We start from the raw sequence: 17,201 nt of genomic DNA, 5'->3' as shown, positions 1-17,201 counted from the left end.
GACGAGAAGGCTGTTGCTCGCGGTACCACCCTAATTAAAGCGCCTTAACCGAATCGTATCCTTAAAGGGAACCTTTAGGATTCGGGATAGGAGCTTTCACTTGAAACCGATAACGGGACAAACCCGGCTGGAAGCTACTGGCGCGCGTGCGCGTTCCCTTCCCCTGCTCAGGACGGTAATTCGAATAAAAGGTCAAGTACCGGTTCTCACCTGCCACCGGCTCTCTGCAAGCTTGGTTCCCTATTCTACTGCGTCCTGGAATGCTGAGTGAGCCTCCCGGGACAGTCCTTCAATGCATTTGTCATATGCGATTACAAAATATATAACACAACTTCGTTCTCATTGTCAAACCCAAATGTCATGGATTCTTAAGGAACGAAAGTGTCCACCCCTAATGGCTTTATGCTATAATGTTCACGTATGTTTTCCAAAATCGGGAGGAATTTTTATCGGTATGGAGATGGAGACAAAGAAACGCGATGTAAAAAAAGTGTTGTGGAGCATAGGTAAATATACGCTGATCACTCTGAAATGGATGCTCATCGTCGGTATCATTGCCGGCTGTATAGGGGCTGGAGCGGCTTACGGCTATGTCTCCGCCTTGGTAAAGGACGATCCTGTCCGGAGCAAAGAAACGATGACCACTCAGATTCAAGAGAATGCGCTTACCGGTTTTGTTTATTTCAACGACGATACCGTGATCGGCCAGCTCCGCTCCGAGGACGAACCGAAGGCTGGTCGAGCTGAAGGATATTCCCCAGCAGGTGCTCGATGCGGTATTTTCCATTGAGGACACCGACTTCTACGAGCACAACGGAATCGATTTCAAGGGCTTGGCCCGGGCCGTAGTCCAGAAGCTGTTGAAGCAGGACGTGCAAACCGGAGGCAGCACGATTACGCAGCAGCTCGCCCGCCGCGTGTTCCTAACCCTCGACCGTGAGGACAGCCGGAAGGCGAAAGAAATCTTTCTAGCGCTGCGTATGGAGCGGTTGATGTCCAAGGACGAAATTTTGCTAGCTTATTTGAACAAAATTCCTTACGGAAACGGATCGACCGGCTATAATCTGTACGGAATCAAGGCGGCGGCTAAAGGCATTTTCGACATCAGCGACCTGAGTCAGCTGAATATCGCACAGGCGGCTTATCTCGCAGGCCTTCCGCAGCAGCCGAGCAATTATTCTACTTTTACCAGTAAAGGGCAGTTCGACGGAGCAGCCTTCAAGCGTGCCGTCACCCGCCAGCAGCTTGTCCTGCGGCGGATGCTCGAAGAGAACAAAATCGATCAGCAGCAGTATCAGGACGCCCTAAGCTTCGATCTGAGAGGCTCGCTCGCCCAGCCGGCGAAGAAAGCTTATTCCACCTACCCTTATTTGATGATCGAGGTGGAAAAGGAAGCGGCTAAAGCGCTGCTCTCCGTTCAGCAGCCTGAGCTGGATCCGCAGGCCGATCCGGACGCTTACAATGAAGCTTTGAAAAATGTGCAGGCGCAAATGAGCCGCAGCGGCTATCATATTTATACGACGATCGATAAAGACATTTACGATGCCATGCACAAAATTGCAGAGGATCCGAAAAACTTTACCCCCGACGACAAAACCAAGGGTGTAGAGCAGATCGGCGCCGCTATGATCGAGAGCAAGACAGGAGCGCTGCTCGGCATGATTGAGGGACGCGACTTCTTCACGGAGCAGTTGAATCACGCGACCCAGGCTTACCGCCAGCCCGGCTCAACGATGAAGCCGATTGCGGCGTTTGTTCCAGCCTTGGAAAAGGGCGCCATTCAGCCCGCTTCCATCATTGACGACGTTCCGATCATTTTGAAGGACGGCTCCAAAGGCTACCATATCCCGCAAAACTGGGACAACCGGTATCACGGATTAATGACGGCCCGGCAGGCGCTGAACAATTCGTACAATATTCCGGCTATCAAGCTGTTCCTGAACGATGTGGGCATCAGCGAGGCATGGGATCTCGCCAAGAAGATGGGCATTACAAGTATCGCCCAGGAAGATTATACCGCTCAAACCGGCGTTATAGGCGGACTGCGCAACGGCGTATCGGTCAAAGAGCTTACCGGAGCCTACTCTACCATCGGAAATAAAGGCGTACATAACGATGTGTTCATGATCCGTAAAATTACGGATTCCAATGATAAAGTCGTTTATGAGCACGAATTGAAGCCGACGACGCTGTTCTCGGAAGAAACGGCTTATCTGATGACGGATATGATGCGTACCGTCGTGACAGCCGGTACGGCGAGCGACTTGATGAGCAAGTTCAAGCATTACGGCCAAATTCCGATCGTGGGCAAAACAGGCTCGACGCAAGATGACGCGGATGCCTGGTATATGGGATATACTCCCGACATTACCCTTGGGGTATGGGCCGGCTATGACTCGCCTGTGTATAAGCTCAGCAAAACATCCGGCGGAACGAGCCGCGCCAAAAACATTTGGGCGCTGGCCATGGACGCCGCCATTGACAAGAAGCCGGATTATTTTCCGACCAAAGAATTTACTCGGCCGGACAATATTGTTAAAATGACGGTTTCCGGTCTTTCAGGCAAGCTCCCGAGCGAAGCCATCACCAAAGAAGGCAAGCTCGTGACGGATCTGTTCAATAAAAAATATATTCCGACCGAGGAAGACGATGTGCTGACCAAGCTTCCTATCGTGCCGTACAACGGGATCAATTATATTGCCCAATCGACGACGCCGGCGGATTTCGTGACAGAGAAAACCGTCATTAAGCGTGAAAAATCGATTGCGCAAATCATGAAAGAAATTCAGGATGTGCTTCAGAAGGTTCCGGCGGATAAGCGGATGCCTCTGAGCGAATATTTGCCAAGGGATTATGATCAGGACGCCCCTTCCGAGACGGACCCGCGCGCAGATGACGGAAAGGCTCCTACACCGCCTACAACGGTCGTAGCGACGCATGCAAGCGGCACAAGCACCATTACCTTCCAGCCGAGCGATAATGCGGACATTGTCGGTTACAGGCTGTACCGTTCCACCAACAAGGGCTCATTCCAAAGAGTGAACGGCAAGGTTGTCTATGCAGGCCAGGAATCGAAATTCAGCGATGCGGTCAGCGGCGGCGGCACGCTCGGCTATTATATCACCGCAGTGGATGTAGCCGGCAAGGAATCCGTTCCGAGCAAGGCCGGCTATACCGACGGCACCAGCGTGGATCTGCTGTTCTTGACCCCGGATGAGAACGGAACGACGGCCGTTATCCCCGGAGGCAAAGACGACGGCAGCGAGGGCGGTTCCAAGGATAAAGACAGCTCGCCGGCCAAAGAGGCCCCTGCGGCTCCTTCCGGCGTAACGGTCAAAGCCAGCGGAGCGGGTGTAGTTGTGAACTGGAAAGCCAACGACAGCAAGGATAAAGTGAAGCAATATGTGATTTACTTTAGCGAGAAAGAAAAAGGCGATTTCAAAAAACTGGGCAGCGTAACAAAGGGAACCGAGTTCCGTTATTACGCATCGGACTATGAAGGCTACTACCGCATCGTAGCCGTTAATGATGCGGGTGAATCCAAGTCCTCTGCCACGATCAAGTTTAAAAAGTAGCTTGAAGCTAAATACCCCCACAAAGTGGGGCTTACGCTTCGAAGCGGATTCAGGTACTTTGCGGGGACCCCGATTCTGATATGTAAAAGAAGCATACAAAAACACGCTGCAGCCGCTGCAGCGTGTTTTTGTATGCAATTCTATTTTCAAATAAATTAGATTCCCGGTGAAACTCCTCGGTTCACTCTAATCCTCAATCGTAGACAAATCGCCTGTAGGGAGATTCAACTCCCAAGCTTTCAGTACGCGGCGCATAATTTTACCGCTCCGGGTTTTGGGCAGCTTATCCTTAAACTCGATTTCTCTAGGCGCAGCATGCGCAGATAAACCGACCTTAACGAATTTGGAAATATCGGCTTTCAGCTCTTCAGACGGCGAATAGCCCTCGCGAAGCGCAATAAACGCCTTAATGATCTCACCGCGCATCGGATCCGGCTTGCCGATAACGCCCGCTTCCGCAACAGCCGGATGCTCAACCAGCTTACTCTCTACCTCAAACGGAACCCACGCGTTCCCCGGCCGTATTAATCACATCGTCGATGCGGCCCTGGAACCAGAAATAACCGTCCTCGTCACAATAAGCGGAGTCGCCCGAAATGTACCAGCCCGGAATGCGGAAGTACTCCTCGTACTTGGCCGGGTTGTTCCAAACCTTACGCATCATGGAAGGCCATGGGGTTTTGATAGCCAGGTTGCCCATGCGGTAAGGCGGCAAAATATTGCCCGCATCATCGATGATCGCCGCTTCAACGCCCGGCAGAGGCTTACCCATCGAGCCCGGACGAATATCCATACACGGATAGTTACAGATGAGCTGACCGCCGGTTTCCGTCATCCACCAGGTATCGTGAATACGCTGGTTGTAGACCTTCAAGCCCCACCGCACAACCTCCGGGTTCAACGGCTCCCCTACGCTCAGCACATGACGCAGCTTCGACAGATCGTAAGCTTTCACCGCATCGTCGCCTGCGCCCATCAGCATACGGAATGCGGTCGGTGCGCTGTACCAGACCGTAACGCCGTATCGTTCCAGCGTGCCGTACCAGTCCTGCGGGCTAAAGCGGCCGCCGCGGATCACGTTGGTCGCCCCGTTCAGCCAAGGCGCGAAAATGCCGTATGACGTCCCTGTCACCCAGCCCGGGTCGGCCGTACACCAGTATACGTCCTCGTCCTGCAAATCAAGAACGACGCGTCCTGTATAGTAATGCTGCAGCATAGCATTGTGAACATGGAATACGCCCTTCGGCTTCCCTGTGGATCCGGAGGTGTAGTGAATGAGCAGGCCGTCCTCGCGGTCCACCCACTCGATATCCAGCTCTTCGGAAGCCGCTTTCATTTCTTTATGGAAATCGACTTGCCCCTCCTGCAGTTCAATATCTTCACGGACCAGAATCACATGCTTCAGCGCAGGCAGCTGGTCGACCGGTACGCGGGATACTTGCGACGGCGTTGTAATAATCGCCACGGCACCGCTGTCTTCCAGACGGTCGCGAACCGCGGTTTCCATGAAAGCTTCGAACAAGGGACCGACGATCGCACCGATTTTTATCGTGCCGAGGAGAGAGAAATATAATTCCGGCGTTCTCGGCATGAAAATAAATACCCGGTTCCCTTTGCCGATTCCGAGCTTGCGCAGCACATTGCCGAAGCGGTTGGACTGCAGCTTCAAGTCTTGATAAGTATACTGTTCGTCTCGTTTATCATCGCTGTAATAAAGTGCGACCTTATCGCCTTTAGTGGATTCCGCATGCCGGTCTATGGCCTCATAGGCCATATTTACTTTACCGGTAGTAGACCAGGTAAATTGCTTTTCGATAGCCTCCCAGCTGAACTGAGCACGCTCTTCTTCATAATTTTTCATGTTCGATGTCGTGGAAACGGCTTCAATACTTTCAATATTTGCGTGATCCATTCTGCTACCTCCAATGTTCAACAATTTCCATCTTTTTTTGAAACGCTTACAACCGATGCTTTAAAAAGATGGCCTTTCTACAACGAGTATTATACCACAGACTATTTTAATCCTCTATTTCTTTTCTTGCACGCCTTTTTTTGTTATAGTATCAGACAAGTACGGATTCAGCCGGCAAGGTCGGGAATTGTTCCGCCTACCGGTCCTGAATCCGCTTGATTCGGCGGAAGGGAGACACCAGGCCCATGGAGCATATGAAACGATATCATTCCCGACTTGTACCTTACCGCAATTCGACAGCCCTTGTCGTAGAAGGCCCCGTCCCTCCCGAGCAGCTCAAGCAGCTGCGAATGCATCCTGACCTGGATGCATTTCGTCGGCCCAAGGAACAGTTCGAAGCCTTGATTGAAATAGCGGAGCTGCCCGAGGGGCGTATTATCATCTCCCGGCATGAAGATGAGATTGTCGGCTACGTCACCTTTCATTATCCCGACGAAATGGAACGATGGTCTCAGGGCCATATGGAGGATTTGATCGAGCTCGGCGCCATTGAAGTCGCCGATGATTACCGTTCGTTCGGCCTTGGCAAGCATATGATCCGGCTGGCCTTCGAGGACGGACAGCTGGAGAATGTGATTACGTTTACAACCGAGTATTACTGGCATTGGGATTTGGAGAAAAGCAAGCTGTCCGTATGGGACTACCGGAAAATGATGGAAAAATTGATGAAAAGCGTGGATATGGTCTGGTTTGCGACCGACGATCCGGAAATTTGCTCGCATCCGGCGAACTGCTTGATGGTTCGGATCGGCAAAAACGTTCCTCTTGCGTCTGTGGAGCAGTTTGACCGCATCCGCTTTCAGCAACGGTTTATGTATTAAGCATGTCAAGCAATGAGCTTTGGGGGCGGAACGAATGACGAAACCACCTGTTTTTATATTCGATGAACAGGAGACGAATTACCGGTTCAATGAAGAGCATCCCTTTGACCAAAAGCGGCTGACGCTTACGGTAGACCTGCTCCGCAAGCTGGGAGCGCTGGACGACGGCAGCATCGCCGCGCCGGAACCGGCGGCCGAGGAGCAGCTGCTGACCGTGCACAGCTCAGAATATGTAAACGCCGTCAAGGCGCTGAGCGAGCGGCTGCCCGAGGAAACCGCAGCCGCGAAAGCGGCCGCTTACGGCCTGGATACAGAAGATACGCCATATTTTCCGCAGATGCACGAGATCACCTCCCTCCTAGTCGGCGGCTCCATCCGGGCCGTCGATGAGATCATGAGCGGCCGTACGGACCACGCACTGCACCTGGGAGGCGGGCTGCACCATGCAATGGCCAACAAAGGCTCCGGCTTCTGCATCTACAACGACGCCTCCGTAGCCATCCAGCATGCCAAACACCGCTACGGGGCGCGTGTCCTCTATATCGACACCGATGTCCACCATGGAGACGGTGTGCAATGGAGCTTCTACAGCGAGCCCGACGTGTGCACGCTGTCCATTCACGAGACCGGGAAATATTTATTTCCCGGAACGGGCGCGGTGAACGAACGCGGCGAGGGAACCGCGTTCGGCACCACGATTAATATGCCGGTTGAGCCGTACACCGAGGACGACTCTTGGCTGGAGTGCCTCGAGGCGGTGCTGACCCGGGTCGCGGCCGAGTTCCGGCCGGACCTGATCGTGTCGCAGCATGGGTGCGATGCCCATGCCTACGACCCGCTCTCCCATGTCCATTGCAGCATGGACATCTACAAGGCTATGCCGCGCTTGATCCACCGTCTCGCCCACCAGCATTGCGGCGGGCGCTGGGCGGCGCTGGGCGGCGGCGGATACGACATCTGGCGCGTCGTGCCTCGCGCCTGGAGCCTGCTCTGGCTCGAGATGAGCGATCATCCGCTGATCGCCTGTCTTGAGCGGGAGCCGGGACTGGAGCTGCCAGCAGCGTGGCTGGAGCAATGGCAGCCGCTGAGCCCAGTCGAGCTGCCCGCCACCTGGCTCGACCGCAAGAGCGAATGGGCGCCGATGCCGCGGCGCGAAGAAATTACCCTCAAAAACCGGCAGACCAAAGACATAGCGCTACTGTACGTAAAGTAAAATTCGATCCCATTTAATAACAGTTAGCATATAAAATAACCCCACAAAGTGGGGCTTATGCTTCGAGGCGGACTCTGGTACTTTGCGGGGACCCCGAAAAGTGATAAATTCTATCATGTTGAAAAAAGCCTGAGTACCGCGTTTCAAGACCGCGAATACTCAGGCTTTTCATCTATACTTTAAAATTGAATATGCTGCTCAATATAAGCTTTCAGCTCACTGATCGGCATGCGGGTTTGTTCCATCGTATCGCGGTGACGCACCGTCACCTGACCATCCTGCTCGGACTCAAAGTCGTACGTGATGCAGAACGGCGTACCGATTTCATCGTGGCGGCGATATCTTTTACCGATCGAACCGGCATCATCGTAGTCCACCATGAAATATTGGGACAAATCCTGGAAAATGCTTTGTGCGCCTTCGGCCAGCTTCTTCGACAGCGGGAAGATTGCCGCTTTGATCGGAGCCAGCGCCGGATGGAAACGAAGCACGGTGCGGCTGTCATCGCCTTCAAGCTGCTGCTCTTCGTAAGCGTCGATCAGGAAGGCCAGAGTAACGCGGTTCGCCCCAAGGGAAGGCTCAATGCAGTATGGGATGTAGCGCTCATTCGTTTCCTGTTCGATGTAATTGAAGTCTTCGCCGGAATGCTCCATATGCTGCTTCAGGTCATAATCCGTACGGTCGGCAATGCCCCACAGCTCGCCCCAGCCAAACGGGAATTTGAACTCAATGTCCGTCGTCGCATTGCTGTAGTGAGACAGCTCATCGTCGGAATGGTCGCGAAGGCGGATATTTTCGTCCTTCAATCCGAGTGTCAGCAGCCATTGGTAGCAGAAGTTTCTCCAGTATTCAAACCACTGCAGATCCTCACCCGGCTTGCAGAAAAATTCAAGCTCCATTTGCTCGAACTCGCGCGTACGGAACGTAAAGTTCCCCGGCGTAATTTCGTTCCGGAAGCTTTTGCCGATTTGGCCGATCCCGAAAGGCAGCTTCTTTCTCATCGTGCGCTGCACATTTTTGAAGTTGACGAAGATCCCCTGCGCCGTTTCCGGACGCATGTACACCACGTTCGCGCTGGATTCGGTTACCCCCTGGAACGTTTTGAACATCAGGTTGAACTGACGGATGTCCGTGTAATCGAACGCTCCGCAATCCGGGCAAACGATGTGATGCTCCTTCATCAGGTCCATCATTTGATCGAACGTCATACCGTCCACGACGATCTCGATGCCTTTTTCGCCAAGCGCGTTCTCAATAATTTTGTCTGCGCGGTGACGCGCTTTGCACTGCTTACAGTCGACCATCGGGTCGTTAAAGTTACCTACGTGGCCGGAAGCCACCCAAGCTTGAGGGTTCATCAAAATCGCCGCATCCAAGCCTACATTGTAGGGGGATTGTTGAATGAATTTTTTCCACCAAGCGCGCTTGATATTGTTCTTCAATTCGACGCCCAATGGGCCGTAGTCCCATGTATTGGCCAAACCGCCGTAAATTTCAGAGCCCGGGAAAATAAAGCCGCGGTGCTTCGCTAACGCTACAACCTGATCCATCGTTACTGTCATTATACTTTCTCTCCTTCTACGTTCTACAAATGCTTCAGCATATGATCGACGATACGATATGAATTCTCTGCGGCTTGAACCGTAAATTCTGCAAAGTTCACATGCGCCGACCCGTCCGCCTTATCGGACATGGAGCGAATGATCACATGCGGAACGCCGTTCATGACGCTGACCTGCGCAACGGCCGCCCCTTCCATTTCGGTGCAGGCCCCCTGCAGCTCCTGATACAGCACTGCAACGGTATCGCGGTTCGCGATGAACTGATCGCCGGATAACACGCGGCCGATCTTCACACGCCCGTCGAACAGTTCACGGCTGGCGTCCGCCGCCAGCAGGCGCAGCTTCTCGTCCGAGACGAACAGCGACGTTTCCTCGTAAGGAATCGTGCCTCTAGGGAAGCCCAGCGCCGTCACGTCCATATCGTGCTGCAAGCTTTCGGAAGACACGACGATGTCTCCTACATTTAATTCAGGATCCACCGCGCCTGCCACGCCTGTAAAGATGACCGCCTCCACGCCGAAGGTATCGATCAATATTTGCGTAGTCACCGCCGCATTCACTTTGCCGACGCCCGATTTGCAGAGCACGATCGACTTGCCGTGAAGCTGCCCTTCCGTAAACTGAATCTTCGCTTTTTCCGTAACCCGTACGTCCTGCATATGCTGCAGAAATTGTTCAATCTCTTCTCTCATCGCGCCAATGACGCCGATTTTTCCGGACAACTGAATACCCCCTAAGCTTAAACTGCCACTAACAAAAGAAAGAGGCTCATTAACGATGAGCCACCGATTGTCTATGAATGACCTCATGCGGTAAAACGACCTGCATCAGCTCCGACGCGTCCTTGGTCTCCTTGTTCATCAGCTTGGTCAAAAGTCTCATCGACACCGCTCCGATATCATACATCGGCATAGCTACGGTCGTCAGCTGAGGCCTTACCATAGAAGCCATTCGAATATTGTCCACGCTGATGACGGAAATATCCTCAGGCACCTTCAAGCCGTTATCTTGAAGCGTATGTATCGCTCCGATAGCCATTTCGTCGGTTGCGGCGAAAATAGCCGTAGGGCGTTCGCTCAGCTCCAGGAAATGCTTCGTCACTTCAAGGCCGGACTCGTATCTGTAGTTGCCGATTCGAACGTACTCCTCGTTTATCGGGAGCCCCGCCGCTTCCATTGCTTTCTTATAGCCCTGGTACCGTGCAAATCCGTTCGCCGGATCCTGCAGCGTTCCGGAGATCATCGCAATATTGCGGTGTCCGTTCTGAATCAAGTACGATACGGCGTCAAAAGCCGCTTTCTCATGATCGATATCGACCGAAGCGACGGTGTTGTTCTCATCCGTCGTCGCACAGAGCACGATAGGCACGGAAGAGGTTTTGAACGCTTGCAAATGCTCTTCGGTCACGGCTCCGCCCATAAATAAAAGCCCGTCCACCTGTTTCTCAAGCAATGTGTTGATAACGCGAATTTCTTTCTCTTTTTTCTTATCCGCGTTACACAATATAATGTTGTAATGATACATGTTGGCGATGTCTTCAATACCGCGTGCCACTTCTGAGAAAATGGAGTTGGATATATCCGGAATAACCACGCCTACCGTCGTCGTCTTTTTGCTGGCCAATCCTCTGGCAACAGCATTAGGGCGGTAACCAAGACGTTCTATGGCTTCGAATACTTTTTTGCGCGTTTGGGGTTTCACATTCGGGTTATTGTTGACAACGCGTGAAACGGTTGCCATGGAAACGCCTGCTTCTCTGGCTACATCATAAATGGTTACAGTCACGGTCATTCTCTCCAATATATTAAAATGTATAATGCTGCGATCATTAGCTATTAAGCATTATCATACGACAAAATGCGGTTTTACGCAATGAATTCGGCATGTTCCTACATGTATAGTATCAAAAAATGCAAAAAAAGCCAACTGCACGGCAGATGGCTTTCAAAAGATAAGGCCGGTTCAGGCCAGATCGTTCGTAGATACGGAATGCTTGGCTACCTGCTCCAGACGCTTGCGGACATCCGCAATCCACGGCTCGTCCTGCAAAGACTGGGCTAGAAGCAGCAGATCCAGCAGCTCGTTAATCCGATCTTCGACAATTTTTTCTACGGGGGCGGCCGCGTAATGCTTCTCTGTCACTCTTTTCATCAGGTGAGCGATTTCACTGATGTCATTAAAGGCAAGCTGCTGTTTCTCCGGCAAATGGCCGAGCTTTCCGATAATTCCCGTAAGCTCCGGCTTTACCTCTGCAAGCACTTCGCTCCTCTGACAAGAATCACAAGAGAACACGGGCACGTTTTCTATCTCTACTTTGTTTTGATAAATGACAGTCCGCAGTCTGATGCTCATCGAGCTGCCACACTTGCAATGTTTCTGCAACCGAAACCACTCCTTCTTTCCATACAACCCACACTTACTCATAACTCCACAGTGTACAAATATTCTACTTTCGATCGTATTCTCCTGCTGATCTGAGGCTAGTAATATTTAACACCGTGCAGCCGTTCTATCGTTCTGCGGACAACAGGAACGCGAAGCGTGAGCATCGCCAGAGCCGCGCCGATTCCGTCGTTGCGGATATCGGCCAGGTCGGGCGTACGGCCGGGGACGAAGGATTGGTGATACTCATCCGTCACCCCGTAAAGGATGCAGAGCAGCACGACAATAAGCATTCGGGACCAAGTCAGCCTGCTTTCGGCAATCGCCCAGGCAAAGGCAAGCCCGAGAATATAATAAGCGACAAAATGTCCCCAATCAAACCCCTGCATGGACGGAATCCAGCGGTGAATGATGGCTAACCAGCCGTCCATATCCTCACCCGTGCGCGAGGACAGCTTGTAGATAACCCCCATCCAGATCGCGACGGGCAGCCAATGATAAAGAAATCTCATTTACCGCTCCTACCCTTGTGCAGGGCCGTTTATTTGGCTGCAAATTCAGCCAGTACCCGAACAAATTCTTTCGTGAAGGCAGGCAGATCGGGAGGTCTGCGCCCGGAAACGATGTTGCGGTCAACCACAACCTCTTCGTCAACCCAAATGGCTCCGGCATTTTCCAGGTCATCCTTGATTCCCGGTGTGGATGTCATTGTATAGCCCGCGCAAATTTTGGCGCTGGCCAGTACCCATCCCGCATGACATATATGTGCAATAGGCTTCTGAGCCTCGTGGAATTCTTTCGTAAGACGAAGGACATCCGCATAGCGGCGCAGCTTGTCAGGCGCCCAGCCGCCGGGAACGTACAAGCCGACGTAATCCTCCGATTTGACTTCCGCAATGCTGTAATCCGTCGTCAGCGGCACGCCGTATTTACCATAGTATACCGTATTCGCCTTATGGACCCGCCAAATGAACCTCCGCTCCCGACTCGCGCAAGCGCAGCACGGGATACCACATTTCCAAATCCTCAAACTCTTCATCGACAAATGCCAGCACTTTATAGCCTTTCAATTCCATGGAAACCCCTCCATCCTTACTTATATCTCGTCATTTGGTTATTTCGTGAGCACATCCTGGCGCAAATGGTGGTTCAGCACGTCCAGCACGGCTTTGCCGCTCGTACATCGCAGCAGCTCTTCCCATACGGCTCCGCTCGTGTTGTATTGGCTCTGAAGCAGGCTGTTCTTCACACGCAGAATCGACTGAACGGACATACTCAGCTCGGTAATGCCAAGCCCCAGCCAGATGGGAAGCGCCCGGATATCTCCCGCCAGTTCTCCGCACACGCTGACGTGAATCTTGTTCGCTTTGGCTGCTTCCACCGTCGTTTTCAGCATGCGCAGCACCGCCGGATGGAACGGATCGTACAGATGAGCCACCGTCTCATTCATCCGGTCCACCGCCAAAATGTATTGTACCAGATCGTTCGTCCCAATGCTGAAAAAGTCCACTTTGGCGGCCAGAAGATCGGCGATCATAACTGCTGCAGGCACTTCGATCATAATGCCAACTTCAATATTGGGCTTGAACGGAATTTTCTCCGCCCGCAGCTCCTGCTTCGCCGCTTCCAGCACTTCGTTCGCCTTCTGCAGCTCTTCGAGGGTGGAAATCATCGGATATAATATTTGAATATTGCCGTAATGACTCGCTCTCAGAATAGCGCGAAGCTGGGTCTTGAATAAATCGGTCCGGCCCAGCGAAATCCGGATGGCTCTATAGCCAAGCGATGGATTGTCCTCCTCAGGCAAGGCGATGTAATCGAGCGCTTTGTCGCCCCCGATATCCAATGTGCGGATCACGACCCGCTTGCCCCCGAGCTTCTCCGCAACCTGCCGGTACACATGAAACTGCTCGTCTTCCGGCGGCAGGCTGTCGCGGTCCATATAGATGAATTCGGTACGGAAAAGCCCTACGCCCGAAGCCCCGTTCTTGATGACCTGGTCCAGCTCTTTGACAGAGCTGATATTGGCTGCCAGCTGAAACACAACCCCATCCTGGGTTTGCGTCGGCACAGGCGCCAGCGTCTGCAGCTTGTCGCGCATTTTTTGCCAGATGGCCTTGCGCAGCTTGTACTGCTCGACAATATCGTCCGGCGGGTTAATGAAGACGCGTCCTTCATCGCCGTCGATAATCAGGAAATCGCCGTTCTGAATAGGCGTGTTCAGCTTTCCTTCCAATCCCAGCACATAAGGGACCCCCATCGCCCGGGCCATAATGGCCACGTGAGATGTTTTGCCCCCGAGCATGGTAATCATTCCCAGTGCCTGGTTAATGTCCAGATGCACCATTTGGGAAGGAGACAGCTCCTTGGCTACGAGAATGTACGGCTGATCCTTCGGAGGGAGCGTTTCCTCCAGCGCTCCGAGCAGATGCTTTAGCAGCCGATTTCCGACGTCTTTGATGTCCAGCGCCCGCTCTTTCATATACTGGTCGTCCAGCAGGTCGAACATGTTCACGAATTTTTCTATGGCTTCCTTTACGGCGACCTCCGCCGCTTTGTACTGCCGCTGCATGATCCCCTGAACTTCATTCATAAAGATCGGATCTTCCAAAATCGCCAGATGCGCGTCAAAAATAGACGTCTGCTCTTCCCCCAGCACCGTGACGAATTCCTGCTTGATCGTCTCAATCTCGCTTTTGGAGGAGCGAATTCCGTCATACAGCCTTTCGAATTCAAAGGCCAAATCCGTAACGTCGATCAGCTTCTCCGGAAAATCCCATTCCCAGGTAGGTATGACGAAGGCCTTGCCCATGGCAATGCCTGATGAAGCTCCGATTCCTTCAACCAAAACCGTTCCCTCCCCCTGTGGCCGCCTCGTTCTTCATGACCACGGACATGACGGATGCCTGTCCTTTTTTCACCGATTTGAACGGCGCGAAGCTCCACGACTTCACTTTATCTACATTTGTGATGATCATCGGTGTAGCCAGCGATTTGCAGTTGCTCTTCACTTTGTGCAGATTAAAGCGAACCAGCAGTTGGCCCACCTCGACGTAGTCGCCCTCCTTGACAGCCGCGGTAAACCACTTTCCTTGCAGCTGGGCGGTATCGATGCCGATGTGCAGGAGCACCTCCAGGCCCTCGTCCGTCTGTATACCTACCGCATGCAGCGTCGGATACAGAATCATGATTTTTCCGGCGACCGGCGCGACCAGTTCCCCTTTATCCGGCATGAACGCAACGCCGTTGCCAACGAGTTTCCCGGCAAAAATTTTGTCCGGTACTTCCTCCAGAGGAATCATCCGGCCCTGCATAGGGGAATGAAACGATACCTGCTGCACGTCCCTCATGATCACTTTCTTGATTTCCTCGCGAATCAGCTCGGAATACGTACCGAATACCACTTGTACGTTCCCTCCGCCAAGACTGATGACGCCGGCCGCCCCCAAATGCTTAAGGGACGATACATCCATCAATTTGTCATTCTGCAGGGTTAAGCGAAGGCGGGTAATACACGCCTCCAAGCTCTTGATGTTTTCTTTACCGCCAAGCGCCTGCAAAATAAGCGGAGAACGGTGGGGGATATCGCCCGCCCATTCCTCGAGCTGCGAGCCTTCCTCCCGTCCCGGTGTCGGAATACGGAATCGCCGGATCGCCCAGCTGAACAGAAAGTAATACACGAAGCCGTACGCCAGTCCAATCGGAATCAGCATCCACCCGTTATGGGACAAATGATAATTGATAATGTAATCGATGGCTCCCGCCGAGTACGAAAACCCGTGATGAATGTCCAGGACATAAGCAAGCCACATGGAAAGACCGGACAGAATCGCGTGCACGATAAACAAATAAGGTGCCACAAACAGGAAAGCGAACTCGATCGGTTCCGTTACCCCTGTCAAAAAAGACGCGAGCGCCGCCGTCAGGAAGGTCGCCCGGATTTTGGGCTTCAAGTCTTCGCGCGCTTCCTGAATAATAGCCAACGCGATGGCAGGCAGAGCAAACATCATGATCGGGTACAATCCCGCCATATACGCCCCTGCCGTCGGGTCCCCCGCGAAGAAACGCGGCAGATCGCCGAATACGACTTCCCCGCTCGGCCTCTGATAGGCCCCGAGCTGGAACCAGAAGAAATTGTTGAAGACATGGTGAAGCCCGGAAGGAACCAATAGCCGGTGAATGACTCCATACAGGAACGTTCCGAATCCTCCCAGACTGATGATTGCCATCGAGAGCGTTTCCATGAACTTTTCCAAATACGGTCCGATCTCAATGATAATCACACTGAGAATAAAAATGGACAGTCCCATGAGCAGCGGAACCATCCGTGGGCCACCGAAAAATTGGATATATTCAGGCAGCTGGACATGCTTGACCCGGTGATACAGAATCGCGGCAATCAGTCCAATCAGAATTCCACCCGGTACCCCCAGATGAAATTCATTGCCTAAATAATGCTTGGTTGCCTGAGTAAACATCAAATGCCCGATTAAAGCGGACATCCCTGCAATGCTGGAGCTCTCAGTCAAGCCAAGCGCCACACCAACGGCAAAAATCATCGGCAGGTAGGTAAAGATCGTGTTACCGCAAAACAGCAGAATTTCCCCAAAATGGGACATATGTAGATCTTGCCACGGCAGTGCTGCCAGTCTGAGCAGTATAGCCGCAACAGGGATCGTAATGGTCGGAAGCATTAACGACCGGCCTAACTGCTGCAAATTCCCCATCCAGTTCAAACCACCCGCTCCCTCCTTTCATATTCGATGGTATAGCCAATATAGAAATTTGTCAAACAAGCCCATAAGAAAAATTACTGAGTAGAGCCGGTTTATAGAAGATACATTCGTGTATTCCATTTTTACCGCTAAAAAGAAGGATAGCGAGCCGTTAGGCTCGCCATCGGTAAAGCTATAAGTTAGAACTGGTAACGGTTCATGCCGATGTTTTGAGTGCCGAATTGGCTTTGGGCAGGCTGAGAAGAATCGCTTCTCAAGTAGGCGTCATGGCCCGGTTGGTTCCCCCGGTAGCTTGCTGTGTGGTAAGCTTGCGGGTTTTGCTGAAATTGTTGGGACTGGGAAGCCCCATAGGAGCTGCCGATGCCCATCCCTGTGCTGAATGTGTTATAGTTAGCTGCCGCGCCCATGCCGAATTGGCTTTGAGCCGGCTGGGAAGAGTCGCTTCTCAAGTAAGCATCATGCCCCGGCTGATTTCCACGGTAGTTAGCCGTGTGATAGGACTGCGGGCTTTGTTGAATAAATTGCTGCTGATTGCTGAAGGAAGAAGCGTAGCTGCCGTAAGCAGGCGTTTGGCTGCTGAAGCCTGTGGCATACTGGCTTTGAGCCGGTTGCGTCGAATCGCTTCTCAAGTAGGCGTCATGGCCCGGCTGGTCGCCGCGGTAATTCGCCGTGTGATAGGACTGCGGAGCTTGAGCCTGAAAGCTGGAGTATTGGTTGCTGCTGTTTTGGAACTGGTTGCTGAAGCTTGGGTTCAGCGATTGATTATATTGGGATTGAACGTAGCCGATCGGTTGGTACTTAGTATCCAGACCGCGGTATTGAGAGTTCACGTTAGCACCCATTTGATTTTGAAAATTGTTTTGCTGGTAGCCTTGATACATGTAAAAAGTCCTCCTTAGGAGTTAAGTTAAAGTCTTCCGGAGCTGGCTAATTCTGCTCT

General features: G+C 52.5%; 12 protein-coding genes, 2 pseudogenes and 1 other annotated feature (1 of these 15 running past the window's edge). Of the genes and pseudogenes, 4 read left to right on the top strand and 10 right to left on the bottom strand.

Annotation, left to right across the window (positions count from 1 at the left end; translation table 11 throughout):
- Positions 1-270: a binding site (T-box leader), on the bottom strand; it reaches 6 nt to the left of the window's first position.
- A gap of 184 nt (positions 271-454) precedes the next feature.
- The gene (locus tag ACHHV8_RS10445; protein ID WP_395158220.1) at positions 455-790 is read left to right on the top strand and encodes a hypothetical protein; all 336 of its coding nucleotides are present in this window, start codon (positions 455-457) and stop codon (positions 788-790) included.
- Positions 765-3,575, top strand: coding sequence for a transglycosylase domain-containing protein (locus tag ACHHV8_RS10440; protein ID WP_395158219.1), 2,811 nt, complete (start codon positions 765-767; stop codon positions 3,573-3,575). Before ACHHV8_RS10445 ends, ACHHV8_RS10440 begins: the two co-directional genes overlap by 26 nt.
- Before the next feature lie 186 nt (positions 3,576-3,761).
- On the opposite strand, the pseudogene acsA reads toward ACHHV8_RS10440, so the two are convergent.
- Positions 3,762-5,487: pseudogene (gene acsA, locus ACHHV8_RS10435) on the bottom strand (acetate--CoA ligase).
- Between the two features lie 245 nt (positions 5,488-5,732).
- Here acsA and ACHHV8_RS10430 point away from each other — a divergent pair.
- Together ACHHV8_RS10430 and ACHHV8_RS10425 are read left to right on the top strand one after the other, a co-directional pair.
- The gene (locus tag ACHHV8_RS10430; protein WP_395158218.1) at positions 5,733-6,368 is read left to right on the top strand and encodes a GNAT family N-acetyltransferase; all 636 of its coding nucleotides are present in this window, start codon (positions 5,733-5,735) and stop codon (positions 6,366-6,368) included.
- A 34-nt stretch (positions 6,369-6,402) separates the two neighbouring features.
- The gene (locus ACHHV8_RS10425; RefSeq protein WP_395158217.1) at positions 6,403-7,581 is read left to right on the top strand and encodes an acetoin utilization protein AcuC; all 1,179 of its coding nucleotides are present in this window, start codon (positions 6,403-6,405) and stop codon (positions 7,579-7,581) included.
- 179 nt (positions 7,582-7,760) lie between these two features.
- Here the strand turns inward: ACHHV8_RS10425 and ACHHV8_RS10420 are convergent, their stop codons facing one another.
- The 9 genes and pseudogenes from ACHHV8_RS10420 to ACHHV8_RS10380 form a co-directional block, all read right to left on the bottom strand.
- Positions 7,761-9,143 carry a glycine--tRNA ligase gene (locus ACHHV8_RS10420; RefSeq protein ID WP_395158216.1) on the bottom strand — a complete coding sequence of 461 codons (1,383 nt, stop codon included), beginning with the start codon at positions 9,141-9,143 and terminating at the stop codon, positions 7,761-7,763.
- A gap of 23 nt (positions 9,144-9,166) precedes the next feature.
- A complete protein-coding gene (locus ACHHV8_RS10415; protein WP_395158215.1) occupies positions 9,167-9,865 on the bottom strand; it encodes a 5'-methylthioadenosine/adenosylhomocysteine nucleosidase in 699 nt (232 codons plus the stop codon).
- 49 nt (positions 9,866-9,914) lie between these two features.
- Positions 9,915-10,934 carry a catabolite control protein A gene (ccpA, locus tag ACHHV8_RS10410; RefSeq protein ID WP_395158214.1) on the bottom strand — a complete coding sequence of 340 codons (1,020 nt, stop codon included), beginning with the start codon at positions 10,932-10,934 and terminating at the stop codon, positions 9,915-9,917.
- 171 nt (positions 10,935-11,105) lie between these two features.
- Positions 11,106-11,402: a hypothetical protein gene (locus ACHHV8_RS10405; RefSeq protein ID WP_395158213.1), complete on the bottom strand. Its 297-nt coding sequence runs from the start codon at positions 11,400-11,402 to the stop codon at positions 11,106-11,108.
- Between the two features lie 221 nt (positions 11,403-11,623).
- Complete coding sequence (locus tag ACHHV8_RS10400; protein WP_395158212.1) at positions 11,624-12,037, bottom strand: VanZ family protein; 414 nt, start codon at positions 12,035-12,037, stop codon at positions 11,624-11,626.
- Between the two features lie 29 nt (positions 12,038-12,066).
- Positions 12,067-12,601, bottom strand: a pseudogene (locus tag ACHHV8_RS10395) (type 1 glutamine amidotransferase domain-containing protein).
- A 38-nt stretch (positions 12,602-12,639) separates the two neighbouring features.
- Positions 12,640-14,373, bottom strand: a complete 1,734-nt coding sequence (ptsP, locus tag ACHHV8_RS10390) for a phosphoenolpyruvate--protein phosphotransferase (protein WP_395158211.1) — start codon at positions 14,371-14,373, stop codon at positions 12,640-12,642.
- Positions 14,366-16,261, bottom strand: a complete 1,896-nt coding sequence (locus tag ACHHV8_RS10385) for a glucose PTS transporter subunit IIA (RefSeq protein ID WP_395158210.1) — start codon at positions 16,259-16,261, stop codon at positions 14,366-14,368. Before ACHHV8_RS10385 ends, ptsP begins: the two co-directional genes overlap by 8 nt.
- Before the next feature lie 179 nt (positions 16,262-16,440).
- Complete coding sequence (locus tag ACHHV8_RS10380; protein ID WP_395158209.1) at positions 16,441-17,142, bottom strand: hypothetical protein; 702 nt, start codon at positions 17,140-17,142, stop codon at positions 16,441-16,443.
- Between the last annotated feature and the right edge of the window lie 59 nt (positions 17,143-17,201).

It is taken from the genome of Paenibacillus sp. TAB_01 (genome assembly GCF_043945595.1).
GTDB lineage: Bacteria > Bacillota > Bacilli > Paenibacillales > NBRC-103111 > Paenibacillus_S.
The sequence above is the reverse complement of the archived record's forward strand: the minus strand, read 5'-3'. Positions and strand labels throughout refer to the sequence as shown.

Bases quoted from the DNA above. Each gene is read 5' to 3' on its own strand.
- ACHHV8_RS10445 (WP_395158220.1), top strand. From the start codon at position 455: ATGGAGATGGAGACAAAGAAACGCGATGTAAAAAAAGTGTTGTGGAGC.
- ACHHV8_RS10430 (WP_395158218.1), top strand. From the start codon at position 5,733: ATGGAGCATATGAAACGATATCATTCCCGACTTGTACCTTACCGCAAT.
- ACHHV8_RS10425 (WP_395158217.1), top strand. From the start codon at position 6,403: ATGACGAAACCACCTGTTTTTATATTCGATGAACAGGAGACGAATTAC.
- ACHHV8_RS10420 (WP_395158216.1), bottom strand. From the start codon at position 9,143: ATGACAGTAACGATGGATCAGGTTGTAGCGTTAGCGAAGCACCGCGGC.
- ccpA (WP_395158214.1), bottom strand. From the start codon at position 10,934: ATGACCGTGACTGTAACCATTTATGATGTAGCCAGAGAAGCAGGCGTT.
- ACHHV8_RS10400 (WP_395158212.1), bottom strand. From the start codon at position 12,037: ATGAGATTTCTTTATCATTGGCTGCCCGTCGCGATCTGGATGGGGGTT.
- ACHHV8_RS10380 (WP_395158209.1), bottom strand. From the start codon at position 17,142: ATGTATCAAGGCTACCAGCAAAACAATTTTCAAAATCAAATGGGTGCT.